Below are 25,502 nucleotides of genomic sequence, written 5' to 3'. Positions count from 1 at the left end.
TAAAATTAGCTTACAAAATCAGAAATCTTGGTCAAATTAGATTATTAAAAAATATAAAGAAAGGGAAATTTTTATTAAAGAGTATAAATTTAACGAACCCGCACTAATAATATCAAATATTCCAGTTTATTTTGGCAAACCTTAAAGTTTTATAACGATTATTTTTAATGTCAGTCCATGTAAATCCTATATAATTACTCAAAGCAGAAAAATTATTACAAATCTGGATGATAAAGAAGAGTCTAATATTATATTATTCTTCAATTGTCGTCACTTTTGTCATAAAAACATTTCAGAAATATATATGCACGAAAGCCAAAAAGACAATTGTGCAATATTTTTGGAGGGGTTGAAAAATGATAAAAAACAAGATTTTTAAGCTTTCAAACCAGAATGTTTAATTTAATAAAAGGTAAAACCATGCAACACCACGATGACGACTGAGGCAAAGTTCTTGCCAAAGATTGCCCAAGCCGTGCGATTTTAAACCACCTAACGAGCCGTTGGGGAATTTTGGTGCTGGTTGTATTGCAATCAGGCACCAAACGATTTAGCGAGATACGCCGTGAGACAGAAGGTGTGTCCGAGCGTACGCTGTCCAAGACCCTAAAACAGCTAGAATCAGACGGTATGCTCATTCGCAAGCCCTTTGACACCGTTCCGCCCCATGTGGAATATACCTTGACCGACTGGGGTAAACAAGCAAGCGACAAAGTGGCGGACTTGGTGGAGTGGCTTGAAGTCAATTTAAGTGATATTTTGGCAAGTCAAGACTCACCAAAGACAGCATGATAAATAAGTCATCAATTTGTTGGATTACGCAAATACAGAATCTTTGATCGCAATGCATCTCGACTAAATTAAAAAACGCAAGATAAAAGCTTGCGTTTTTTTGTGCGGTGATTTGCATTAGAGTTTAATCACGCTGTTTTATAGTTGGCTTAGATTGGTTTGGGCTCATTGGCATTTAAAGCTGATGTTGTACTCATAATCATCATCGCGGCTAAGCCTAGGTGTCGCAGTACCAAAAATCGCACCAACCACGTTGATGCCTTGTTCGATGACACGGCCCGTGCGCTCATCCATGACGCCATTATAGGTGGTGCTGTCTTTAACGATAACAGGGGTGCGCATGCCACATTGCTTTTTGGCGGCGTTTAGGGCGTTTTCTTGGGCAATGAGTTTGGTTTTGCCAAGTCCTGTCGTCTCGAAAGTCGCGTCTCCACGGGCGATGACCGGCGATGTGCTTTGGGTGCTGGCACAAGCACTTAATAATACAGCTGCTGATCCGATAAGAGCTAATTTTTTCATGGGTTTTCCTTATGGGTAATCATGGAGTAATCTCAAATACCATGAGATTGGCTCGATTATACTTAATATTCATGGCAGACCTTGTAATAAATTTGTGAATAAGATTACCCAGCCTTAGCAATCATTGCGGTATTTATCAAAAAATGCATAGAATCTACACAACTCATTTATCAAAAAATTGTGTTATAATGCAAAATTTAAGTAAATTTTTATCATGAAAAACGAAATCACGCTTATAAATGCACCCCATGGCGTACTCGAAGTCGATGCGATTTGGCAGGATGGGGACAGACAGCCTTCTGACATGCTTGCGCTTATTTGTCATCCCAACCCATTAGATGGCGGTACGATGAATAATAAAGTGGTAAGTACCATGTACAGGTTCTGCCGTGATGCGGGCATGGATGTGGTGCGTTTTAACTATCGTGGGGTGGGGCGCTCGACTGGCGTTTCAGAGTATGGCGATGGCGAGTTTGTCGATGCGCAGACGGTGTTGGCTTGGGCATTGACGAAGACTGGGGCCAGACGATTGTGGATGGGCGGGTTTAGCTTTGGTGGCTTTGTGGCATGTCGCATGGCGGATCTGATTCATAAATCATCAGTATTTGATGATGTTAAGCTTGATAATCTAGCGTTGATCGCACCTTCCATCGTTCGTAACGATGCCAGTCAGTTGTCCATCGAAGCCAATAATACTTTTGTCATCTATGGCGATAAGGATGGGTTGGTTGCGCCTAGTCTGCTGCAGCAATTTGCCAACGAACGAGGATTTGATAGCACTGTGATGCCAGACGTTGGGCATCTTTTTCATGGTAAGCTTACTGATCTAAAGAATGCCTTAGCGGCACATACCAAGATTTAAGGATAATTATGACAATTCAGACTCCGTTAGAGCGTTATCGCGCGGCACTTGCAACAGGGAATTTTAGTGAAGATCAGGTACAGCTACAGGCGATGACTTATCTTGACAATCTGCATCACGAAATTGTGCGTGCAGATGAGAATAACAAGCAAGGATTTTTTGCCAGTCTGTTCAAATCAAAACCAACACCACCAAAAGGTCTCTACATGTGGGGCGGGGTTGGTCGTGGCAAAACGTGGATGATGGACATGTTCTATGAGAGCCTGCCCATCAAGCGTAAGATGCGCATGCATTTTCACCACTTTATGCAGCGTGTACAGTCCGAGCTGGTCAAGCTTCAAGGTCAATCTGATCCGCTTCAAAAAGTTGCCGACATCATCCACGAAGAGGCGATCGTTATTTGTTTTGATGAGTTTTTTGTATCGAATGTGTCTGATGCGATGATCTTGGGTGATCTATTTACCATGCTGTTCGGGCGTGGCATTACCCTAGTTGCGACATCGAACATTGAGCCGGCAGGCCTGTATAAGAACGGCATTCATCGTAATCGATTCTTGCCAGCCATCGAGCAGGTCGAAAAAAACACCGCCGTGATGAACATTGATATTGGTATTGATTACCGCTTACGTTTATTAAAACAAGCCAAGCTATACACTCATCCTCTGTCAGACGATACCAAAGGCTGGCTGTCAGAGCGGTTTGATACTTTGGCGGCAGGGCAGACGGTGACAGATGCGCCAATCACCATCGCAGGTCGTGAGATTGCCATCATCAAACGTACAGAGACCATGCTGCTTACTGATTTTCGCGCCCTATGTATGCAACCACGTTCAGCGGCAGATTTTATTGAGATTGCCAATGATTTTGATACAGTGATGGTCGATAACGTGCCTGCATTGAACGATACTTTGATGGATCCTGTGCGCCGCTTTATTTACTTGGTCGATGAGTTCTATGATCGCCGTGTGAAGCTGCTGGTGCGTGCCGAACAGTCGATATTGGAGCTGTATCAAGGTGAGAAGCTTGCCTTTGAGATTGAGCGTACGCGTTCTCGCCTGCTTGAGATGCAGTCTGAGGATTATCTTGCTGAAGAGCATCGAGTAGAAGGATGATGAGGATTGCCATGGATAACCAGAACAACACTGTATTAACTACCATACATCAGCGTCGCAGCATCGGTAAGCTTGTTCTACCCGTACCAAACGATGACGAGCTTGCTGCCGCATTGCAAGCTGCTTTTGCTGCGCCTGATCATAAGCAGCTAAAGCCTTGGAAATTTACCGTGCTTACTGGACAGGCTTTGATTGAGTTTGGCAGAGTGTTATTACAAGCAGAAGAAGTAAACGCGCCAGCTGATGCCCTTGATGACACCGCACGCCAAAAGCTACTAAACATGCCAATGCGCGCGCCAATGATTATCACGGTGGCGACTGACATCAAAGAACACAAAAAAGTCCCACCATTTGAGCAGTTATTGAGTGCAGGTGCCGCCATTCAGAACCTACTGCTTGCACTAGAATCATTGGGCTATCACACGGTGTGGCGTACAGGGCCACTTTGTAATGAACCATTAGTAAAAGCGCATTTTAATGTGGCGGATAAAGACACGATTTGTGGGTTTGTTTATGTTGGCTCAAGCGATGTACAGATGCCTGTGCGTGAGAGCATTGACATCAATGACTTTGTGAGCTTTCGCGATTAATTCACGTTTATCATATTAATGGATCATAACAACCATCAAAGGGCTTGCCATGAAATTACCCAAAGCGGTTAACAATTCAAAAGTAAAAAAAATTGTCGATGCTGCAAGCAGTAGTATTGATGAAGCGGTGCATGCCATCAAAGATTCCGGCATAGAGAACGCGCCCATCATCTCGAACATCGCTGAATTTGCAGGCTTAAAAAAGAAAAAAATGAACCCTTCTAAGCTTGGCATTGATGAATCAAACACTCAAGATGGCGCGCCGCTAAGATTGGTGTTCTTGGGCGGTGGCAGCTTTGGTACGGCCATGTCAAACATGGCAGCGCGTAATGGCTGTGATGCAACCCTTTGGGTGCGCGATAAAGCCACTGTCAAAGCGATGAAAAAAACTCGCATTAACAAAAAATACCTGCCTAATCATAAGCTCGATGAGAATCTTAAATTCAGCCATGACCTAAAATCAGCGGTCGAGGGCAAAGACATCATCTTTGTGGCTGTGCCAAGCTCGGCGTTTAGAGAGATGCTACATCAGATCAAGCCATACATCACGCATCAGGCAGTCATCTCACTGACTAAAGGCATGGAGAAATACACCTTCGCCATGATGAGTGACATTATCACTGATGTACTGCCACAGGTGGATTTTGGTGTGGTGAGCGGACCCAACCTTGCACTTGAGATCATGGATAACATGCCATCTGCCACCGTGATCGCCAGTGATTCTGAAGCGCTTCGTATGGCAGTGCAAGAAGCGTTACACAGTGCATTTTTTAGAGTATTTGCCTCTGATGATGTCAAAGGGGTGGAGCTTGGTGGCGCCTTAAAGAACATCTATGCCATCGCCATGGGCATGGCAGCCGCTTATGATGTAGGGGATAACACTAAGGCGATGCTACTGACGCGCGCCTTGGCGGAGATGAGTCGGTTTGGTGCGGCGGTAGGTGCCAATCCTTTGACCTTCTTGGGTTTATCAGGTGTCGGGGATTTGTACGCCACTTGTAATTCCGTGCTTAGTCGCAACTATCGCATTGGCAACATGCTTGGCAAGGGCATCAGCCTTGATAACGCCATCAAAAAACTAGGACAGACAGCCGAAGGGGTAAATACCATCCTTCAAGTCAATGAGCGCGCCAAAGATCTGGGCATCTACATGCCCATCACTCATGCGCTGCATGCTGTGCTATATGAAGATAAAGCACCGCTTGGTATCGCTTTAAATCTCATGGAGGCTGGATTTAGAAGTGATGTTGAATTCGTCATGCCGCACGATGAGAGTAACGCGCGCCTTAGTGAAGAATTCGATGAAGTGCTAAAGGCAAGTAAAGACGCCAAGTCCGCTAAGGTTGATAATGACAATGATGGAGAGCCAACATGAAGCTAATCTTTGTAAGGCATGGTCAAGCAGGGCCATATTGTGCTGATGATGCTGGTCGCGATTTGACAGATTTTGGCAAGCAGCAAGCTCATGAGACGGCAGATTTTTTGGTAAATTACAGCAAAGAATCGCCCGTTAATGCGATCATTGCCAGTCCATATAACCGCGCTAATCAGACCGCAGCGATTATCCTTGAGTCATTGGTGGATGCAGAACAGAATCCTGCCTTTATCACCATCAGCAGCATCACGCCGGATGATGATCCAAACATCGGACTTGATGATATTGACTGCGCCATCCGTCATAAGTTTGGCATGGAGACCGATGAGCTTACGGTAATCATCGTTTGTCATATGCCGATCGTTGCACGCATGGCAGCGATTTTAGATGGTTTATCGCCTAGTGGCTTTGAGCTGGCTGAATGCCGTGTGTTTGGCACCGAAGTTATAGCCCCCGAACTTGCTAAGCAGATTGCCCAATTCATCCCAACACAGCCTTGATCAGCGCAACGTAAAAATATACTTGCAAATTATGATTTTTTAAGTATAATATGGGCTTGGCTTCATCGGTAACTTCGCAACTTTGTACTATGAACCCCGCCAGGACCGGAAGGTAGCAACGGTAGTAGATACAAAGTGTGCCGAAGATGTGCTGATGAAGTCATTTTTTTGCCTAAATTTCATATAAGTATATGATTTTATTAATTATTTTAATGAATGCTATCATTTTTGATGTAATTATCGTAAAATAATATTCCCTCAATAAACATTAGCCATAGGTGCATCATGACCACAGTCGATCCAAAACTCACCCAAAAACAAGCTGCTGCCAAAGCCGCCTTAAGCTACATCGAAGATGGCATGATTTTAGGTGTTGGCACGGGCAGCACGGTGAATTGCTTGATTGAGTTATTGGCAGATGTTCGACTAAAAGGCGCAGTATCATCATCTAAAGTCACCGAAGATAAGCTTCGCGCTTTAGGCATTGAGATTTTTGATCTAAACACTGTGGGTGAGCTTGATCTGTACATCGATGGTGCAGATGAGATTGATGCGCAGGGCAACATGATCAAAGGCGGTGGCGGTGCGCTTACACGCGAAAAAATTGTCGCAGCAGCTTCCAAATCTTTTGTGTGCATGGTTGATGATTCCAAGGTCGTGCAAAAGCTTGGCAAATTCCCAGTTGCAGTAGAAGTCTTGCCACAGGCGCGATCATACGTTGCCAGAGAGCTGGTCAAGTTAGGCGGTGATCCGGTCTATCGTGAAGGATTTGTTAGCGATTATGGTAATGTGATTTTGGACACTTATGATTTGGACATCAGTAACCCTGACGAATTTGAAAAGACGCTAAATAATATCGTTGGCGTGGTCTGTAATGGCATCTTTGCAGCGCAGTCAGCGAACATCATGCTAAAGGCAGGCGATGAAGGCGTGGATACCGTACGGTTTTAATATCAGTCAAGACATGCATCAAAAACCCGTCATTGGCGGGTTTTATAATATGTGATATTTTATTAATAACCACATCACCCAATGTTTAAAAAGCAAATGAAACACAGCGCATTTGATAAGTTAAAGCGGCTGTTAAGAAATAGCGCCCATCTGATCATATCAATCATGACAGCAGCATTGGTCTATGTGCTGATCTCCGATGTAAGATTTTTGCGTCGTTTCATTCCGTCTATTCAGTGGGAGATGATTTATCTTTTGACTTGGGATGCGTTTTTATTGACTTATCTACTGCTGACCTTCGGGATGTTTGCGATCATCGATCTTGAAAAAATCAAAAAGCGAGCACACGCAGAATATTAGAAAAAATCCATCATGTTGGTGCTGATCTGATTAACTTCGGTGTTGAGCATCATCGCCATCGTACACGAGATGAGAATATCCGCGCAGATGACAGGGTGGCTTTCGATGTTTCATTTGGCGGTGACGTTTGGCACACTGGTGATGGCTTGGCTATTCATTCATACGTTATTTGCGCTTTATTATGCGCATGGCTATTATGATGCGAATAATAACGAGCATTATCCGCTAGATTTTCCGTATGAGAATATCCCTGATTATTGGGATCTTATGTATTTTTCATTGGGAATCGGTGCCAGCGGGCAGGCGTCTGATATTTGTTTTACCAGCCGCAAGCTGCGCCGCATTGGGATGTTTCATGGTGTATTGTCACTCTTCTTTAATACCGCTGTGTTGGCGTGGTGATGGAGCTGACAGGCAGTATCATTTCTAATTAACGCTAACGAATCAAATCCCTGTTCGAGCGTGGAATGTAATACACAAAGAAGCTAATAAATATCGCCAAAAGTCCAATCAACGTAAGATATACGGCAGGGGCGAACGAAAAATAAAAACTGGCATAACCCAGCGCAAATGGCAAAACACCACCCACCACGGAATACACCAGATTATAAGACAGGCCAATGCCAGTTAGGCGGATCTTGGTTGGGAACAATCTGGTCAGCACTGAAGGAAGAGCGCCAATCAGACCGCTGGCAAACCCAAGTAAGGCGAAGCATGCCAATATTAACTCACCACCAGCACGCAGATGATAAAAGAAGAGCAGTGCTTGGCTGATAAGAAACATGCCGCCAAACACAAGTACGCGCCCAGCGTTTATTCTATCCACCAAGAACCCAAAGAATACCGCGCCAAACATCATAAAGATCAATCCGATGACACTGCCAAAATAAATGTCATCCATAGAAATACGAAAATTACTGACAATAAGTGGGGTAAGTAGCATCGGGATGAAGATAGATAAGCTAGCGATGATCCATGAGACCAAAATCGCAGCACCAAACCCAAAGCTGTTATATTTGAATAAGGATTTGATGGTCTCAAGCTTAGTGGGCTTGTGAAGGGCTGTAGAGCTGGCTTGATTATTCGTGATGGGTTCATTCTCAAGGCTGATGCCATCGATGCACGAATCAAGCTCTTTGTTAGGCGTTGATAGTGACTTGAATATGGGCGTCTCATCAAACTGTCGCACTAATAAGGCCACTGATAGGCTAATAATACCGCCAATCAGGAACAAAATGCGCCAACCATAGCTCATCATCTGATCGGAGCTTAAGGTGTTTTCCACAAAATTCACCAATCCCATCAGTGCTAATAAGAACAGCATACAGGTTGCGCAAATGATGCCGCACCCAAGCCCTAGGTTCTTGCTAGGTAGGTGTTCTGTGGTAAAAACCCATGATGCAGGAACAATACTACCAATCGCAAACCCTTGAAAGAATCTGGCGGTAATAAGCGCAAGCGATGCAAATATCCCAAGATACGAATAAGTGGGTAGCAGCGCAATGGTAAATGTAGAGATGGTCGCACCCAATAGTCCTGCAATTAGTGCGAAGCGCCTGCCTTGGGTGTCCCCCAATCTGCCAAGCATGAACCCACCAATAGGTCTGGCAAGGTAACCTGCACCGAACAGTGTGAAAAGATGCAATTGACTCACCCAGAGTTCAGAAATCTTATCAAAAAACACTTTGGATAATAAATCGGACAAGTAAATAAATAAGGCAAAATCAAAAAAAGCAATGCCTGCGCATAAGCTTGCAACGCCGATGATGTGATAATGTTTTAAGGTGAGAAGTTCAGTTGTGTGAGTGTGCATAATTAAAACCATCTTTGGGATGCGCCCAGCGAACAATTGGGCGAACATCTATACAAATTGTATCTTAATTTTCACAAAAATAATACCAAAATTTCAATTAATTACACCAAATGATGCCACTGGATTCAAAATAATATTGCCAATCTTTTATAACAACCAATCAATCGGCATCGTTCCCATGATGGCAACACCAGCCCGATCTTTTAGGTTCATGTTCGGTTCACTCTTATGGATGACGTATTCCCCATCCTCTAACGTGTGCCATTCTAAGGTGTTTTGTTTGGTCAAGACGACCTTGTAGGCTTGATTGAGTAGGCGTTGATTGCGCAGGGCATTGTGCAACTGCTCTGCCAGACGCTCATCGTAGATCATCACGCCAAGCTCGGTATTAAAGTTGGCAGAACGTGGATCGATGTTATAAGAGCCAATAAAAACTTGCTCATGATCCACAGCAAACGCTTTGGCGTGAAGGCTGGTAGTGGTGATTTGTTTGGTGCGCCAAAATTTATTGTCGTCCTGTTTGTCATTGACAGCGGTGGATTTAAGTTCGTACAGGTCAATACCAGCGCTTAGCAGGTCATGACGCCAATGCCCATAGCCTGCGTGCACCGCGCCGACGTCGGTTGCGTCGAATGAATTGGTTAATATGCTGATTTTTACGCCGCTTTTGGCAAGGCGTTTTAATGTACGAACACCATTTCTAGTCGGTACAAAGTAGGATGAGATGATGCTGAGCCGCTGATTAGGTCGGCCCAATCTTTCTTGTAATAAACCCACCAAATGCGTATCCAGATCAGCGGTCTTGGTAAGTTTACTAGCATCATCTGCCAAGAATTCAATCTTCGCCCAGCGAAATGGCACACGCTTATTCAACAGATCTTCGCTGATCGTAGATGTCTCCACAGCACGGCGATACGTTCTTAGGGCATGAGCTTGCTGACCCATGGCGGTATAATTATTCTGTAAGATGGCGGCATCTATCACATCCGTGATGGTCTTGCCTGATGGTTTGACGATGGTTTCGATGTCATAGCTTGATGATGCCGCCCAATACTCCTCAAAGCTTGTGGTTATTTCATCCACCACAGGTCCGATCAGTAGAACATCCATGTCAGTAAAGTTATTATTTTTGGCGTTATTTAGGTATTCGTCGCCAATGTTACGCCCGCCAATGATACTAAGCTGATTATCAAAGGTCATGCTCTTATTGTGCATGCGGCGATTGATGCGAGTAGGGCTGATTAGGTAATTCACCGTGCGAAACTTGCGATACACCATAGGGTTGGCAAGGCGCACCGCAACGTTGGGGTGCTTAGCAAAGGCAAGCAACAGCTCATCAAGCTTAGGCGAGCTGTTAAAGTCATCGAGCAAAAGGCGCACCATCACGCCACGCTCTGCAGCTTCCCATAGGTCTTTAACCATCATCTGTCCAGCTTCATCATTATGCCAGATGTAATATTGGATATCGATGGTCTTGGTTGCCATGTCTGATAGGATGCTGCGCGATGCAAAGGCATTAGCACCAGTGGCGATGGGATAATATCCTGATAGATAGGGATTATCTTGGCGTTGTTCATCAATGACATCACCAAGCCGCAAATCTGACCCAGATACTGCGACAGGTACTCTTTGGGTCTGAATCTGTTGCGCATGGGCGAGTTGTGATTTTTGAGTGATGGCAAGGCTTTTATCAAGGTGTGCCACGTTCGGCAAAGATTGGCACGCACTAAGCAATGCTGCACACAGCCCAATCGCAATCAAACGAGTATAAGACGCATGAAGCGCGTTAATCATGACAGATCTCACCATCACCAAAAGACAAAAAATCGCCCTATAATAGCAAATATTTGATAAATATAAAGCCCTTGATTATAGTAAAATTGTGAATGTATAAATATAATGGCGAGAATCCCAAGCAAAAAAACACCCTAAATTAGGCGTTTTTTATTGCTATGATGACTTACAAAACTTCATAAAGCAGGGCGGTTAGCTTCTCGATAAGAGCATTTGTGTCGTCCACGCTGATGTTAAGCGCCGGCAATAGGCGAATGACATTACCGCCGGTGACATTGATGATCAGTTGATGGCGATCACGGGCGATATCCACCAGACGACTGCAATCCACACCATCTGGCATGACAATGCCAATCATCATACCAAGTCCACGCGTGGTAATGCCTTTATCGCCATATTGAGCAATGACGGCATCCTTGATGGCTTGACCTTGCTTTGCGGCGTTACCCAGAACTTCTTCAGTTAATGCTTCATACACAGCACAAACGATGCGAGAGCCTAGTGGCGTGCCACCATAGGTTGAGCCATGCGAGCCAGCCGCAAACAATCCCTTAGCACGACCTGACACCATGCACGCCCCTACAGGAAAACCATTACCCAGACCTTTGGCGGTGGTAAGCACATCGGGCTTGACGCTGCTGTGCTGATAGGCAAAGTGCTTGCCTGTGCGACCATTTCCTGTCTGCACTTCATCAAGCATGAATAGCCAATCATTCTCATCGCAGATTTTTGACAGCGCTTGTAAATAACCCTCAGGCGGTGTATGCAATCCGCCTTCGCCTTGAATTGGCTCAACAAAGACAGCACAAATGTCCTGATCACCGCTTAATGCGCGCACAGCATCGCTATCACCAAATGGCACACGAATAAAGTCATCATTCAATGTATAAAAACCCTCTCGAGCCTTCGGATTAGCGGTAGCGGTAACAGTTAGAAGGGTGCGACCATGAAAGGCATGCTCCATCACGATTACTTTCGGGCGTTGTTTGCCTTTGTTGTGCGCATAGAGTCTGGCAAGCTTTAACGCACATTCATTGGCCTCGGCACCCGAATTACCAAAAAATACCTCATCCATACCTGCTTTTTGGCATAGGATTTCGCCTGCTTTTTCCTGCCAAGGAATGCCAAATAAATTACTGGTGTGAATCAGTGTATCCGCCTGTTCTTTAATCGCTTGGCTAATGGCGGGATGGCAATGACCAAGTCCACATACCGCAATACCTGTCAATGCATCCAAATACGCCACGCCCTGATCATCGAACAAATAAGAGTTCTCGCCACGCACGAAATTAACAGACTGGCGAGCGTATGTCGGCATTAAGTAACTCATGATAATTCCTATTTACATTTACTAACAATTTTAATCAATGGTTGAGCTTTGTGGATCGTTGAATTCATCGCTAAATGGCGTATCGCTACTTGCGATTTTATAATTCTCAGATGCCCATTCGCCCAAGTCTATAAGCTGGCAACGCTTGGAGCAAAAAGGCTTAGTAGGATTGTCTTGCCATTTTGTTGGGGTTTTGCAAGTTGGGCAAGGGTGCATTTGTGTGTGATTCATGATCGGTCTTGATATTAAAATTTGAAAATTATTGTATCATAAAGCGGCAATTTATCACGGATATGTGGCTAAATTTTTAGAAATTTTAAAAATAACGCATGACATAACGAATCAGACAAGCTATAATCATCCGCGGACATGGATGGCACTGTATTTACGGTTTAAATAGTGTTTAGAGATATTTCAAAAAATGAACAAATTTCAATGGCAATTTGTTTGATCATGACGTCATCCAAGGTTTGGTTATTTTTAGAAATTCATCATACAGCTGCTTATCGATGCTCGTTTTAAAAAGATAATCGGCATCCAAAAAGTGTTTTTCCAGCATCAAGGTGATGGGAAGGACAGGGTTTTTGGGTGTTTCAAATCATCACAATGGTAAGGAGTATGTATTGTGACTGATAAAATTGATGATTCAGTAGCTGGTAACGGCGTTCTTAGTGATTTAGGCGGCAAAAGCTACGTCGAACTTCACAAACCTAGTTCAGAATTTGCCACACGTGACGAATATTTGCAGCATGAGCTACAGATCATGCAGCCAAAACGTTGGCGTGTAAATTTACCTTTGCGTGATTATCGCTTTGAGCTAGAAGACGCCATCCCAGCAATGGCGGCCACCATCGGTAAAATCGTGATGGTTGGTGCGATGGCTGCAGCTTTCGCGGCACCTTTGGGTCTATCTGAGGCCTTCGTTCTTGAAAACGTACGTTACGAAATGCTGATCGCAGCATTCTTTGTGCTTATCCTATCAGGCTTTCTCTTGCCGACTGCAAACCTACCCGGTACGCACGGCCCTTTGATTCCTTTGATTCCTATCGTTGTCGCCGCTGGTGGTCACCCGCTTGCTTTTGGTCTATTGATGGGTGTGTTTGGGATAATTCTCGCCTTATTTAAAGGCGGTAGTCTCATGGCACGCCTGACAAGTAATGGCGTGGCAGGGGGCTTATTGCTTTATTTAGGTTTTGTCGGCACAATTGGACAAGTCAAGAACATGATTGCTTGGGCGGACAAGATTGGACTACCGCACATTGCCTTTATCATCATCATTGCAACCATTGTGATGTATGCCTTACTTGAGCATTTCCAAAAACGTTGGCTTGCCGTACCGATTGGCTGTGCACTGGCAGGCGCTTTGGCATTCTTCTTAGGTGCGCCATTTGAATTTAAGACTGATCCTGGTTTGCCGCCGCTAAGCCCAATGTATTGGTGGGGTGAAGATACTGGTTGGACACTGGGTCTACCTGATTTAAAAGCATTTATCGTTGCTTTCCCATTCGCGGTGCTGGCAGTTGCTATGTGGTCGCCTGACTTCTTGGGTCATCAAGTATTCCAAAAAATCAGCTATCCACCACGCTCTGAGCGTACTTACATGAACATCGATGACACCATGGTCGGCTGTTCTGCTCGTCAGATTACAGGCTCAGTACTGGGTGGTGCGAACTTCTGTTCGTCATGGGGTACTTATATTGTTCCTGCAGCCATCGCTAAGCGTCCTATTCCAGCGGGTGCGATCTTGACAGCAGTGTTCTGTATCGTAGCGGCGATTTGGGGCTATCCAATGGACTTGGCGGTATGGCAGCCTGTGCTTAGTACAGCACTTATCGTTGCGGTATTTGTGCCACTACTAGAAGCTGGCATGGAGATGACCCGTAAAGGTAAAACCACGCAATCAGCTGCGATTGTCGTATTCGCCTCAGCGCTAGTTAACCCTGTGTTTGGTTGGTCTTTGACCATGCTGCTAGACAACCTAGGTCTAATTGGTGACAAGCAACGTAGCCGCGATCTGGGCTTCTCTGGACGTGTGATGATTCCTTTGATTGGGTTTATCATTCTGTGTGTGGCGATGGGTGCTGTGGGTATGTTCCCTGGTATCGATGCGTTCTTACCACAATTTAGAGTTTAATTAACTCTTAACAAAAGCCGTTCATCATTGAGCGGCTTTTTCATTGCATGGATTTTGTGATGACATAAAATGTGCAAAAAATGTGCGAATTTTATGCAAAATCACGCCCAAAACCCTTGCAAAATACACAAAGCTTGTTATAATTGCGTCCTGTTTTATTTTCTTGTTTTATCCAATAAGGTCCATCATGGCACACAACGAACAAACCACATTTAACATGCGCGTCGATAAAAATCTCGTAGAACAATTTAAGCAGGCAGCGCGTGACAATAACCGTACCGCAAGCCAGCTACTTCGCGACTGCATGATCGAATACGTCAAAAAGAACCGCCAAGGTGACATGTTTAAGCGTTAATCATGACGATAAAAAAGCACTCATTTGAGTGCTTTTTTACTTTTCAAGACGGGTAAGTTAATTACAATTATTGCCATGCATCCTTAATCCATTGGCTGGGCAGAACGTGGCGATACCATTTGCCGCCACCGCCATTGATCGCATCAGGTGGGTTAATTTCACCATGGAATATGACAATCTTGGCGTCTTTTGGCTTCACAGGTGGTTTAAAGTATGCCAGAGGAATCTTCTGTAAGCAGTGATATTTATAACTGACACACCAGGTTGGATCCCAGTATTCAAGATGATGGTGCTCACGCAGATAATTTGACAGATAGGCTTGTTCATGCCTTACTTCGTTGCGGATTTTCTCAAAATTCTGTTCGAAATGACTTAGAAGGTTAGGGTAGGTATTATAACCAACCTTAAATCGATAGACAGAGCTATTACCCACCATACGCCAAGGCTTTTTCCAATCTCTGATAATCATCACGCTGTCCTCATGTTCTACTTGATGCGTAAAGAAGCAGTCGATATTATCCACAATGACGATATCAATATCTAAAAATAATGCCGTGCCTTTAAGTGCATACAGATCGGGCTTGAATGTGGTGAGTTTTTTCCAGCCACGCTCTGGGATGTTGCTTGGTAGGTTTAGCTCGGGGATGGGGTAGCACACCACTTCATCACGGATACCGCTTGAGTCGTCCGTCAGGCAGACAAAAGTGAACGGCAAGGTGAGATTGCGCGCTACCATATTATAAAGGCGGTTTACGTACTCTGGGCCGTATTTGGTGCCCCATTTCATGCAAATGATATAATTGGTATCACTCATGAGTGCCCATCCTTATAGGTGATTACTTGGCGATGTAGATGATCAAAAGACAGTAGATAAGGATTCTCACCAAAAGGCGTGAATTTAAACCGTCGATAGCCCCACATATAATGACTAAAATGCGGCTCGATCATACGCTGCATGGCGTTATTTAATGCCAAAGTTGCAGCTTTGATGTCTTTGTTGTATAAATCAGGATCATCTAAGCGATAGCAAAAGATCTCAAAGCCATCATTGTCATCACGGCGAATGCAACTAAGGCCCACAAGAGCGCATTGCGTCTTTTGGGCAAGCTTTGGAGCTAAGGTACTGGTTAATGTAGGTATCCCAAAAAATGGCACAATAACTCCGCCAGAAGGATCAGGGACATGATCAGGCAGGACAATGCTAAAGCCACCTTCTTTTAAAGTCTTAAATATCGCCTTAACACCCGTGCCATCGGTCGGTACTAAGGTAGCATTCAATCTTTGGCGACCCTGCAGGATGAATCGATCCATGGCTTCAGATTTGGCTGGCTTGTACATGATGACAGGCTTGCCAAATTGATTAATCCATGCATTCATCATCTCCCACGTACCAATGTGGGGTACGATGGCAAGCATGCTCTTAGGATGAGATAATCCTTCTTTTAGTATCTCAATATTATGTACAGCTTTAATCTGCTTGATAGACCATTCTGGAGGCATTGCCCAACTCTTTAAGCTGTCAGCAGTACTAATCATCTGATGATGAAGCGCTTCTGTCGCTAATTGAGCTCTGTCTGCATCTATCATATTGGGATTGACTAACATCAGATTTCTATCAATACTGCGATAGATGCTGGCATTCGTCAATTTGGCGATCCAAGCGGCAATTTGTGCTACCACGCGCATGAGCGGTAGTGGCACAAATCTAATTAAACCGTACATCAAAAAAAGATGCCTTATTCCGATTTTTCTTTTTCCCGGATGCGAATGCCAAGTTCACGAAGCTGCTTGCTATCTACAGCAGCAGGCGCTTGAGTTAACGGGCATTCTGCGGTCTTGGTTTTTGGGAAGGCGATCACATCACGAATTGATGATGAGCCCGTCATCAGCATGATCAGACGATCAAGACCGAATGCCAAACCGCCATGAGGTGGCGCACCATATTTTAGGGCATTTAACAGGAAGCTGAATTTCTCTTCGGCTTCTTCTTCACCGATACCAAGCGCTTCGAAGATGGCTTTTTGCATCTCAAGGGTGTAGATACGTAGCGAGCCACCGCCGATTTCGGTACCATTTAGTACCATGTCATAGGCGACAGACAGTGCCTCGCCTGGGTTGTTTTTAACATCTTCTACGCTTGATTTTGGTAGTGTGAATGGATGATGAACAGAAGTCCATTTACCATCATCAGTCTCTTCAAACATTGGGAAGTCAACCACCCACAGCGGCGCCCATTCTGAAGTTAATAGATTTAGGTCATGACCAAGCTTAACACGCAGTGCACCCATCGCATCATTGACTACTTTTGCTTTGTCAGCGCCAAAGAAGATGATGTCGCCAGATTCAGCGCCTGTACGCTTGATAAGCTCTACAAGTACTTCATCGGTCATGTTCTTGATGATTGGTGATTGTAGGCCAGATTCTTTGTCAACGCCGTTATTGATGTTGTCAACGTCGTTTACTTTAATGTATGCCAAACCTTTGGCGCCATAGATGCCAACGAATTTGGTGTATTCATCAATCTGCTTACGACTGATTCCTGCGCCATTAGGCACACGTAATGCAGCAACACGACCTTTGGGGTCTTGAGCAGGGGTTGAGAACACCTTAAATTCAACATTCTGCATGATGTCAGCCACATCCACCAGTTTAAGTGGAATACGAAGGTCCGGCTTGTCAGAAGCGTAGTCACGCATTGCCACTGAATAAGGCATGCGTTCAAACTTGTCAAATTTCACACCAAGCAATTCATCAAACAGCTTAACGGTCATGCCTTCCATCAAGTCCATGATGTCGTTATCATCTAGGAATGAAGTCTCGATGTCGATTTGGGTAAATTCTGGCTGGCGATCAGCGCGAAGGTCTTCATCACGGAAACACTTAGCGATTTGATAGTAACGATCAATACCGCCCACCATTAACAGCTGCTTAAATAGCTGCGGTGATTGTGGCAGGGCATAGAACTCGCCATTAGATACACGGCTAGGTACCAGATAGTCACGCGCACCTTCTGGCGTGGCACGAGTTAGAATAGGTGTCTCAACATCCAAGAAACCATGCTCATCTAGGTAGTTGCGAATCAGATTGGTGACTTTTGAACGGAAACGCAGGCGATCTAGCATCTCAGGGCGACGAATGTCCAAGAAGCGATATTTTAAGCGCAACTCTTCTGAGACGTTAACGCTGTCATCATTAAGCGGGAAAGGCGGGGTGTCTGCCTTAGCAAGCAGCTCAATCTCTTTACCCAATAGCTCAACTTGACCGCTGGTCATGCTGTCATTTTGGGTGCCTTCATAGCGACGGCGAACACGGCCTGTGATTTTTAGTAGGTATTCAGAGCGCGCAGCATCAGCAGTTGCAAATGCTTCTGGAGTATCTGGATCGATCACAACTTGCAATAAGCCTTCACGGTCGCGCATGTCTAGGAAAATCACGCCACCGTGGTCACGACGACGATGTACCCAGCCTGCGATGGTGATGGTTTGATCAATGAGTTCTTCGGTCACAAGACCGCAATAATGACTGCGCATCATAGAATAATTGCCTTAAAAACGAAACTATAAAAATCTAAAAATAAAATACAAAGATAGATTTCATGATTTTAGCAAAAATACGCCAAAATGTTAATCTAAATTTGTTAAAAACCAAGATTTTCAATAAAAATAAATAAAAACGCCACATTATGCCGATTTATTGCCGTCTGTGCAAGTGTTTCATTATGGCTTATGATTATCTTGCAACGCCGTATATTCTAAACAATGCCCAAGATATAAAAATCAAAATATCGAAAAATACGCTAAACGAATGAATTTTATATGGAATTTTGGGTAAAAATTGTGTTACGATTGACTGTTTTTAAAAAGTTTTAATTTTTGTTTAATAATTTATTTTAAAAACAGCAAATTCATCGATCCAATCGCCAAAAACAAGGGGGAAATCACGCTCAATGGATGCGTTAAATATCATTTATCTGGTGGGGGCAGCCCTGCTTTTTATTAGCATCATGACCAGCACGCTCTCGGCGCGTCTAGGAGTTCCTTTATTGCTTTTTTTCTTGGGCGTGGGGATGCTTGCAGGCGAAGAGGGCGTGCTTGGCATTCAGTTCCAAGAATATGCATTGGCGAACTTTGTTGGGCAGGCAGCGCTTGCTTGTATCTTGCTTGACGGTGGTCTTAGAACATCATTGAACTCATTTCGTGTGGGATTAAGACCCGCTATCACTTTGGCGACTTGGGGTGTATTGGCGACTGTTCTTGCGCTTGGGTTATTTGCCACTTGGCTTTTGGGCATTGATTGGCGATTGGGCCTTTTGATGGCGGCGATTGTCGGTAGTACCGATGCAGCAGCGGTATTTAGTCTACTGCGTAATGGCGGGGTCAAGTTAAATGACCGTGTACAGGCGACGCTAGAGCTAGAGTCAGGCGCGAACGACCCCCTAGCGATTCTATTAGTAACGGTGATGATCGCGCTGAATCTAGATCCGCAAAGTCAGAGCATTGGCAGTGTGATCACCATGCTCATTCAACAGATTGGCGTAGGCTTGATGGTAGGTCTGGCGGCTGGCTGGGCAATCTCTCTGCTGCTGCCAAAGGTGTATCTAGCAGATGGTATGTATGCCATTTTGATTCTGTCAGCTGGCCTTGCGGTGTTTGGTGCTACAAACCTGCTGGGTGGTAGTGGATTTTTGGCGGTGTATCTGACCGGTATCATCATCGGTAATACCAAAGTACGTGCCACCGAGCATGTACTGCGCGTGATGGATAGCTTCGCTTGGCTGTCTCAGGCGATACTGTTTGTTGTATTGGGGCTACTCGTCACACCATCTGAGATGCTGAAAGTTTGGCATTATTCATTGATTATTTTCTTGTTTTTGTTGTTTGTTGCGCGTCCTGTTGCCGTGGGTACGAGTCTTTTACCTTTTGGGTTTCGATTAAGAGAAATCGCATTTATCTCATGGGTTGGCTTGCGCGGTGCGGTGCCTATTACACTTGCCATCATTCCTGTGATGAGCAACGTACAGGGCGCAAGTTTGGCGTTTAATATTACCTTTGGCGTCGTTATCCTGTCGCTACTAGCACAAGGCGCGACCATTCCGTTCATGTCGCGCGTCTTTAAGGTGTGGGTGCCGACAGATGCCGAGCCTAAGGCGGAACATGAAATCTGGGTGGGCGATCAGGCGAACATCACACTCTATGAATTTGAGGTTAAAGTTGGTGCTTTTGCCATCGGGCGTCACCCCCAAGACATCTCAAGTAAGGTCAATTCGCATGAGATTGCTGTATTTGCAGTGGTGCGCGGAGAGCATTTGATTAACGTTGATGAAGACACCGTTCTAAAAGTCGGTGACATCGTGTGGTATGCGCTGTCAGGCGGCTGGGCTGCGAACATCGCCAAAGTCTTCAACAACTCCGCCACACTGTACCAAAAGAACAGCGAATTCTACGGGGATTGGCTGCTATCACCGCATGCACGTATCATGGATCTGCCGTTTTATAATCTAGCCACGCGCGCACTTAGTCAGAATCGTCTGAGCAAAATGGCACCCGTGGCGACAGCACTTGACATATTCACCTTACCGCCCAATGCGGTAGGTCTGTCAGGCATTGATGATGAACTGATGGAAAAATTAAGCGAAGCACGCGACAAAACTGTCGAAGAGTTTATGATGGCGCACTTTAAGACAGAACCCGTCAAAGGAGATGAGGTGCGCTTAAATCGCTCTTGGTCGCTGATCGTTCGTGATATTGACGGTCGAGGACGACTGCGCGGCATCGGCCTAAAGAATCTGTCCAATGATTAGACCGCACGGGCTTTAGTTTGTTATTTTTTGTATAAGTTGCTGTAAAATGACGCATTAAGCCCTATGTAAACTTAACTCATTTTATCACATTATGCTTTTTATAAATCACAGGAAAATTTATGCTATTTCATTCATCAAAAAAACCCGTTGAATTACAAATCATTCACCTAAACAAAGTCAAGCAAAAACGCCAAAAGCAATTCGAGGCAACCCAAGAAGCCAAAAAAGACAAGCAGTCATGCTTCTCTAAGCTGTGCAAATTGGCCAAATCAAGCAAAAAAGGCACAGATCAATCTGATATCGCAGATGATGCCAAGACCATTTACGTGATAGATTTTGATGGCGACATCAAAGCAAGCGCGGTTGCGCATCTGCGCGAAGAGATTAGCACCATCATCACAACAGCCAAATCAGGCGATGAAGTGGTTCTGCGCCTAGAAAGTGGCGGCGGTCAGGTCAATGCTTATGGTCTGGCGGCAGCACAGCTTGATCGCATCAAATCAGCAGGGTTAAGCTTGACAGTATGCGTGGATAAAATCGCAGCCAGCGGTGGCTACATGATGGCCTGTGTCGCAGATAAAATCATTGTCTCTGACTTTGGCATCATCGGCTCGGTAGGTGTGGTAAGCCAGCTACCCAATTTTCATGAACTGATGAAAAAACACAATATCGGCTATGAGATGTTCACAGCAGGCGAGTATAAACGTACCGTGACAGTATTTGGCGAGAACACTGACGAAGATCGCGCCAAATATCAAGAGGAAATCAACCGAATCCACGAGTTATTTAAAGCATTCGTCAAAAAACATCGTCCAAGCCTTGATGTCGATAAGATCGCTACAGGTGAATTTTGGTTCGGTGAAGATGCACTTGCGTTGAACCTTGTGGATGAAGTGGGTACTTCTGATGCCTATGTCCTTAATCTTATGGATAATCACAATGTATATGCATTACAATTACGAAGTAAGCCTACATTGGCAGAAAAGTTGGGATTGACCGAACAAATGAGCTCATCAATTGATGCCTTGATAGATGGTGCGGGTGAATCAGCAGCCAAGCTAATCAGTAAGCTAAACCGTCCATAAGCGCTGTGTATGTGATTGATTGTACACATTAAACTATTGGGAATTTTATTAAAAATACGTTAAAATAGCGAGCTTATTTGATTCGCTATTTTTATTTCATTATTTTTTGGATTTATTATGAAAAAATTAGAAGAAGTATTTGCCAAAGCCGATAAATTCGGGCGAGTGATTGCTAATAAGTTTAATAAAATTAAAGATTTGAATGATATTCGTGGTATCGGTCAAGGCAAAACCGTACTGATTACAGGGGCAAGCTCGGGGCTTGGGGCAATGATGGCTCGTAAATTTGCCTTTTTGGGTTATGATTTGGCGATTTGTGCCAGACGCCTTGACCGACTAGAAGCCTTAAAAGCCGAGCTTGAAAAAGAATTTGGCATCAAGGTCTATGTGCGCACACTTGATGTAACAGTCTATGATGATATTTTTAACGTGTTTGAAGAATTTGTCAAAGACATCGAAAATGATGGCGGCATACTTGATAAAATCATCGTAAACGCAGGCGTGGGCGACAGCCGTGTCATTGGGCATGGGCGGTTTGCCATTAATCGTGCGACTGCCGAGACGAACTTTATCTCCGCCCTTGCTCAATGTGAATCCGCCATGCAGATTTTCCGCCGTCAAAACAGCGGTCATTTGGTGGTCATATCTAGCATGTCTGCAGTGCGTGGTCTGCCACGTCATTTGACCACTTACGCCGCCGCTAAGGCAGGTTTGGCAGCTCTTGCCGAGGGGATACGAGCCGACACCATTAGCGAAAAACTACCGATTACGGTGTCCACCATCTACCCTGGCTATGTGCGTACCGACCTAAATATCGGGGCAAAATACCTGCCTTTTGAAGTCGAAGAAGACGAAGGAGCGGACGTGATCGTCAAAGCCATTGAAGCCAAAGTCGATGAAGCCTATGTCCCTGCGTGGCCGTGGCTACCGATTGGGCTAGGCATGAAGTATTTGCCACTGCGACTGATTACGAAGTTTTTGTAATCTTGCTTAAATTAAAACAGCTTCTATCATGGAGCTGTTTTTGTATTCAACACAAACCGCCCACGTTCATCAAAAAACCGCCGAACCACCAGCACCGCCGACAGTGTACACGACAGCGTACTGCCTGCACAGATAAAAAACATGGTAACAATCTGATAGCGTACCGCCTGCGTGGGTTCAGCCCCTGCCAGTATTTGCCCTGTCATCATCCCTGGCAGGCTCACCAGTCCGACCACGAGCATGGAATTGACGGTTGGGGTCAAGCCATTTAGCACCGCCGATTTGACCAGCCCATGCACCGCTTCAAAGGGGGTAGCCGACAGCGATAGGTGAGATTTGATAAGGGCTTGCTTGTCGTGCATGGCGTTCACAAGTTCGTTGGTGGTCAAGGATATGGCGGTCAAAGAATTGCCCAAAATCAGCCCCAAAATCGGTATGATGTACTGGGGGTGGTACCAAGGCGACACCTTTAAAATGAGCGTCATGGCAATCAGCGTAACCACACCTGTGGCAACCGACAGCGAGGTGATACTATCAGACAGTAAGCCCTTGTAGGGGCGTTTGACCCGACCTTTTGCCGAGACGCTGGCAATTAGTGTCATCACGGTCAAAATCGCAAGCACCTGCCACTCACTCTCCCGAGCGAACACCCACGCCAAAATCAGCCCAATCATAGACAACTGCACGACCGTCCGTACCCCTGCCATGATGAGCGTGCCGACTAAGCCAAGTCGCAGGTATGCCGACACGCCTATCGTGATAAGCAGTAGGGTGCTGGCTAGGGCGATGTCGGTCAGGGTAAGTGTGATTGCCATAATGAATAAGTTATTGATTTAAATTAATATTTTATGGTGTGTAGATTTGGGCGAATCACATTCGCCCAAATCTACGTTTAATAATCTTGTTATTGCCAATTTACATCGCCAACACCCCATTCTCCATACGCCACAAATTTGCCCCCAACGCTTGTTGTTCGCTTGGTGTGTGCGTAACCCAAATCAAGGCTTTATGGTCATCATGCCAATCTAGCACGAGCCTAATGAGCAAATTTGCCGTTTTATCATCAAGGGCGGACGTGGTCTCATCAAATAGGGCAATCGTTGGATTAAATTGCAACGTCCGCAAAAAGCTCACGATTTGGCGTTCACCCCCTGACAGCTCATGGATTGATTGATAAAATTGTCATGTTTGCCAAGTATGGTAAGTTTTTGTAAATGCCAATCTTTATCAAAGGTCTTGTTTTGGTGGTATTTAAAACCAAATGGAGCGGTTAGATTATCAAGCACCGTGCCGTCCGATAGGCTAGGCGTTTGATGAAATAGAGCAACGGCAGAACGGTAATCGGGCGAGGAGATTTGGCTGAGGGGAGTTAATTTCCCATTTTTATTTAACATAATCCTATTGGTAATGGCATCATTCAAAGGTAATAAATCGGATAGGGCTTGCAATAACACCGATTTACCAGAGCCAGAGCGACCGACTAGGGCAAATTTTTTGACCAAAATTTAAATCAAAAGTCACCTCATCTAACAGCGTGCAATCAGCGGCATGATAGGACAGCTGATTAACACTAAGTAGACAGACTGTGATCAGCGAAATGCCGTAGGCAGGCGATGCGGACGAATGCCGTTCTCACTGTTCATCACGCAGGCAAGGGTAATCACGCCAATGGTTGCGATTTTGCCATTTTTAAAATCATCATCACTGCGATAGATGTGCTGAGTTAGAATAAGGCTTGCAGACTTTTTGATAACTTCGGTGACAGTCACGACTAGCACATCATCAACTAACAGCGGTAATTTATACGTCAAATCAGCACGACTCACCACAAAATGCACCTTGCCATCATGCCCATCCATCCCAGTTGCCATACCCTCTGTGTCAAAAAAATAGCCGTCAAAGCCAAGTGATGTGAGCCAATCCCTGCGACAATTTTCAAAAAAGGTCAAATGATTGGCATGATAGACAATACCACCTGCATCCGTGTGGTTGATATAAACCTTATAATTGGCATGAAAAATCGGTGCGCTCATTCATGTTTCCTTGCTAGAATTTGAAATTATTGTACACTGACTTTGATAAATTTTTAAAATTTTTTCACTAAAATTTGTTACAATATGCCATGATTTAAGAAGCAATAAAGAGCCAAACATGACCACTTTTGTAAGTTTTAATATTAACGGACTTCGCGCCAGACCTCATCAGCTAATCGCCGTGCGTGATATGCTGGGCGCTGACATCATCGGCCTACAAGAGACCAAAGTGCATGACAAAGCATTCCCCTTGGCAGATGTGCAAAGCTTGGGCTATCATGTGGAATTTTTTGGACAAAAAGCACATTACGGCGTGGCGATATTATCCAAAAATGCGCCGATCTTCGTCCAAAAAGGCTTCCCATTTGGCGATCCAGATGCGCAAAGACGCCTGATTCATGCACGCTTTGACATTGGTGGGCGTGAGATTGATGTAATTAATGGCTATTTTCCCCAAGGTGAGAATCGCAGCCACGAGACGAAATTCCCGATGAAGCGCGCTTTTTATGCGGATTTGAATACTTATATCGATGAGCTAAAAGGACAAGGACGCGAGCTGATCGTCATGGGCGACATGAACATCTCTCCGCATGATAATGATGTGGGTATTGGCGATGCGAATGCTAAGCGCTGGCTTAGAAATGGTACCTGCTCATTCCTACCAGAAGAGCGCGAATGGTACAGTGATCTAATGAGTCGCAATCTGCACGACACTTATCGTAAATTCAACCCAGATAATGCCGATCAATTTAGCTGGTTTGATTATCGCTCAAAGGGCTTTGAAGACATGCCAAAGCGTGGTCTGCGCATTGATCATATCCTGTGCACTGACGGGCTTATCACAGACTGCGTGGATGCTGGCATCAGTTATGACATTCGCGGACTTGAAAAGCCGTCTGACCATGCGCCAATTTGGGCGAAGTTCGGTTTATAAAGTCGTTTTAATACAAACACACAAAAAAAGCGGCTGTATGTCGCTTTTTATTTATGTTCCTATATTTACCTAGGTGAAATTTAGACCACAAATCAGATAGCTCCAAAAACATAAATTTGCCATTCGCAAAATGCGAAAGCCTTTGGTACAATTCATTGTTATTTATTTTAAAAATCTAA

At 44.8% G+C, this 25,502-nt stretch carries 27 protein-coding genes and 1 other RNA gene; 16 read left to right on the top strand and 12 right to left on the bottom strand.

The genetic code is table 11. The features are described 5' to 3' along the window. The first annotated feature begins 480 nt into the window (after window positions 1-480). The gene (locus tag MBO_RS02120; RefSeq protein ID WP_197971976.1) at window positions 481-792 is read left to right on the top strand and encodes a winged helix-turn-helix transcriptional regulator; all 312 of its coding nucleotides are present in this window, start codon (window positions 481-483) and stop codon (window positions 790-792) included. Between the two features lie 165 nt (window positions 793-957). Here MBO_RS02120 and MBO_RS02115 read toward each other — a convergent pair whose 3' ends face one another. Continuing rightward, window positions 958-1,311, bottom strand: a complete 354-nt coding sequence (locus MBO_RS02115) for a hypothetical protein (protein ID WP_036362765.1) — start codon at window positions 1,309-1,311, stop codon at window positions 958-960. Window positions 1,312-1,525: 214 nt separating this feature from the next. On the opposite strand from MBO_RS02115, the gene MBO_RS02110 reads away from it, so the two are divergent. The 9 genes from MBO_RS02110 to MBO_RS02070 all read left to right on the top strand — a co-directional run bounded on the left by MBO_RS02110 (window position 1,526) and on the right by MBO_RS02070 (window position 7,463). After that, on the top strand, window positions 1,526-2,173 hold the full coding sequence (locus MBO_RS02110; protein ID WP_036362761.1) for an alpha/beta hydrolase: 648 nt from the start codon (window positions 1,526-1,528) through the stop codon (window positions 2,171-2,173). 8 nt (window positions 2,174-2,181) lie between these two features. Continuing rightward, complete coding sequence (gene zapE, locus MBO_RS02105) at window positions 2,182-3,285, top strand: cell division protein ZapE (protein WP_036362754.1); 1,104 nt, start codon at window positions 2,182-2,184, stop codon at window positions 3,283-3,285. Window positions 3,286-3,296: 11 nt separating this feature from the next. After that, the gene (locus tag MBO_RS02100; protein ID WP_036363194.1) at window positions 3,297-3,875 is read left to right on the top strand and encodes a nitroreductase family protein; all 579 of its coding nucleotides are present in this window, start codon (window positions 3,297-3,299) and stop codon (window positions 3,873-3,875) included. A gap of 49 nt (window positions 3,876-3,924) precedes the next feature. Continuing rightward, entirely contained in the window at window positions 3,925-5,250 is a 1,326-nt protein-coding gene (locus MBO_RS02095) for an NAD(P)H-dependent glycerol-3-phosphate dehydrogenase (RefSeq protein WP_036362749.1), read from the top strand. Continuing rightward, a complete protein-coding gene (locus MBO_RS02090; protein ID WP_036362745.1) occupies window positions 5,247-5,750 on the top strand; it encodes a phosphoglycerate mutase family protein in 504 nt (167 codons plus the stop codon). The genes MBO_RS02095 and MBO_RS02090 overlap by 4 nt, the downstream gene beginning before the upstream one ends. Before the next feature lie 63 nt (window positions 5,751-5,813). Then, an RNA gene (gene ffs, locus MBO_RS02085) (signal recognition particle sRNA small type) lies at window positions 5,814-5,910 on the top strand. A gap of 125 nt (window positions 5,911-6,035) precedes the next feature. After that, on the top strand, window positions 6,036-6,701 hold the full coding sequence (gene rpiA, locus MBO_RS02080) for a ribose-5-phosphate isomerase RpiA (RefSeq protein WP_036362742.1): 666 nt from the start codon (window positions 6,036-6,038) through the stop codon (window positions 6,699-6,701). A gap of 96 nt (window positions 6,702-6,797) precedes the next feature. Further along, a complete protein-coding gene (locus MBO_RS02075; protein WP_160169652.1) occupies window positions 6,798-7,061 on the top strand; it encodes a hypothetical protein in 264 nt (87 codons plus the stop codon). 42 nt (window positions 7,062-7,103) lie between these two features. Beyond that, on the top strand, window positions 7,104-7,463 hold the full coding sequence (locus MBO_RS02070) for a DUF1345 domain-containing protein (protein ID WP_167334323.1): 360 nt from the start codon (window positions 7,104-7,106) through the stop codon (window positions 7,461-7,463). 34 nt (window positions 7,464-7,497) lie between these two features. Here the strand turns inward: MBO_RS02070 and MBO_RS02065 are convergent, their stop codons facing one another. From MBO_RS02065 to MBO_RS02050, 4 genes are all read right to left on the bottom strand, one after another. Next, window positions 7,498-8,874, bottom strand: a complete 1,377-nt coding sequence (locus tag MBO_RS02065; RefSeq protein ID WP_160169651.1) for an MFS transporter — start codon at window positions 8,872-8,874, stop codon at window positions 7,498-7,500. A 147-nt stretch (window positions 8,875-9,021) separates the two neighbouring features. Then, entirely contained in the window at window positions 9,022-10,668 is a 1,647-nt protein-coding gene (locus MBO_RS02060; RefSeq protein ID WP_052585236.1) for a phospholipase D family protein, read from the bottom strand. Between the two features lie 166 nt (window positions 10,669-10,834). Further along, window positions 10,835-11,998: an aspartate aminotransferase family protein gene (locus MBO_RS02055; protein ID WP_036362728.1), complete on the bottom strand. Its 1,164-nt coding sequence runs from the start codon at window positions 11,996-11,998 to the stop codon at window positions 10,835-10,837. Window positions 11,999-12,028: 30 nt separating this feature from the next. Next, window positions 12,029-12,229 carry a DNA gyrase inhibitor YacG gene (locus MBO_RS02050; RefSeq protein WP_036362720.1) on the bottom strand — a complete coding sequence of 67 codons (201 nt, stop codon included), beginning with the start codon at window positions 12,227-12,229 and terminating at the stop codon, window positions 12,029-12,031. 406 nt (window positions 12,230-12,635) lie between these two features. On the opposite strand from MBO_RS02050, the gene MBO_RS02045 reads away from it, so the two are divergent. Continuing rightward, complete coding sequence (locus tag MBO_RS02045) at window positions 12,636-14,132, top strand: DUF3360 family protein (RefSeq protein WP_036363188.1); 1,497 nt, start codon at window positions 12,636-12,638, stop codon at window positions 14,130-14,132. 187 nt (window positions 14,133-14,319) lie between these two features. Further along, window positions 14,320-14,487: a hypothetical protein gene (locus tag MBO_RS02040; protein WP_162888273.1), complete on the top strand. Its 168-nt coding sequence runs from the start codon at window positions 14,320-14,322 to the stop codon at window positions 14,485-14,487. A gap of 67 nt (window positions 14,488-14,554) precedes the next feature. Here MBO_RS02040 and MBO_RS02035 read toward each other — a convergent pair whose 3' ends face one another. The 3 genes from MBO_RS02035 to aspS are packed head-to-tail and all read right to left on the bottom strand — an operon-like array spanning window position 14,555 to window position 18,020. After that, entirely contained in the window at window positions 14,555-15,301 is a 747-nt protein-coding gene (locus tag MBO_RS02035) for a hypothetical protein (RefSeq protein ID WP_036362715.1), read from the bottom strand. After that, complete coding sequence (locus tag MBO_RS02030) at window positions 15,298-16,209, bottom strand: lysophospholipid acyltransferase family protein (protein WP_036362709.1); 912 nt, start codon at window positions 16,207-16,209, stop codon at window positions 15,298-15,300. Before MBO_RS02030 ends, MBO_RS02035 begins: the two co-directional genes overlap by 4 nt. A gap of 14 nt (window positions 16,210-16,223) precedes the next feature. Further along, a complete protein-coding gene (gene aspS, locus MBO_RS02025; RefSeq protein WP_036362704.1) occupies window positions 16,224-18,020 on the bottom strand; it encodes an aspartate--tRNA ligase in 1,797 nt (598 codons plus the stop codon). Between the two features lie 413 nt (window positions 18,021-18,433). On the opposite strand from aspS, the gene MBO_RS02020 reads away from it, so the two are divergent. From MBO_RS02020 to MBO_RS02010, 3 genes are all read left to right on the top strand, one after another. Next, entirely contained in the window at window positions 18,434-20,287 is a 1,854-nt protein-coding gene (locus MBO_RS02020) for a potassium/proton antiporter (protein WP_036362697.1), read from the top strand. A 119-nt stretch (window positions 20,288-20,406) separates the two neighbouring features. Continuing rightward, complete coding sequence (gene sohB, locus MBO_RS02015; RefSeq protein ID WP_036362694.1) at window positions 20,407-21,372, top strand: protease SohB; 966 nt, start codon at window positions 20,407-20,409, stop codon at window positions 21,370-21,372. A 117-nt stretch (window positions 21,373-21,489) separates the two neighbouring features. Continuing rightward, complete coding sequence (locus MBO_RS02010) at window positions 21,490-22,356, top strand: SDR family oxidoreductase (protein WP_036362690.1); 867 nt, start codon at window positions 21,490-21,492, stop codon at window positions 22,354-22,356. A gap of 26 nt (window positions 22,357-22,382) precedes the next feature. Here MBO_RS02010 and MBO_RS02005 read toward each other — a convergent pair whose 3' ends face one another. The 4 genes from MBO_RS02005 to MBO_RS01990 form a co-directional block, all read right to left on the bottom strand. Then, the gene (locus MBO_RS02005) at window positions 22,383-23,171 is read right to left on the bottom strand and encodes an ABC transporter permease (protein ID WP_036362685.1); all 789 of its coding nucleotides are present in this window, start codon (window positions 23,169-23,171) and stop codon (window positions 22,383-22,385) included. Between the two features lie 100 nt (window positions 23,172-23,271). Then, window positions 23,272-23,490 carry an ATP-binding cassette domain-containing protein gene (locus MBO_RS10275; protein ID WP_160169650.1) on the bottom strand — a complete coding sequence of 73 codons (219 nt, stop codon included), beginning with the start codon at window positions 23,488-23,490 and terminating at the stop codon, window positions 23,272-23,274. Beyond that, window positions 23,487-23,858: an ATP-binding cassette domain-containing protein gene (locus MBO_RS01995; protein ID WP_036362680.1), complete on the bottom strand. Its 372-nt coding sequence runs from the start codon at window positions 23,856-23,858 to the stop codon at window positions 23,487-23,489. Before MBO_RS01995 ends, MBO_RS10275 begins: the two co-directional genes overlap by 4 nt. An 87-nt stretch (window positions 23,859-23,945) precedes the next feature. Then, window positions 23,946-24,389: a hotdog domain-containing protein gene (locus tag MBO_RS01990; RefSeq protein WP_036362676.1), complete on the bottom strand. Its 444-nt coding sequence runs from the start codon at window positions 24,387-24,389 to the stop codon at window positions 23,946-23,948. Window positions 24,390-24,507: 118 nt separating this feature from the next. Between MBO_RS01990 and xthA the strand changes: the two genes are divergently transcribed. After that, window positions 24,508-25,323: an exodeoxyribonuclease III gene (gene xthA, locus MBO_RS01985; protein ID WP_036362670.1), complete on the top strand. Its 816-nt coding sequence runs from the start codon at window positions 24,508-24,510 to the stop codon at window positions 25,321-25,323. The last annotated feature ends 179 nt before the right edge of the window (window positions 25,324-25,502 follow it).

The sequence above is a fragment of the Moraxella bovoculi 237 genome, from assembly GCF_000696305.2.
GTDB lineage: Bacteria > Pseudomonadota > Gammaproteobacteria > Pseudomonadales > Moraxellaceae > Moraxella > Moraxella bovoculi.
This window is presented reverse-complemented; position numbering and strand designations above follow the sequence as displayed.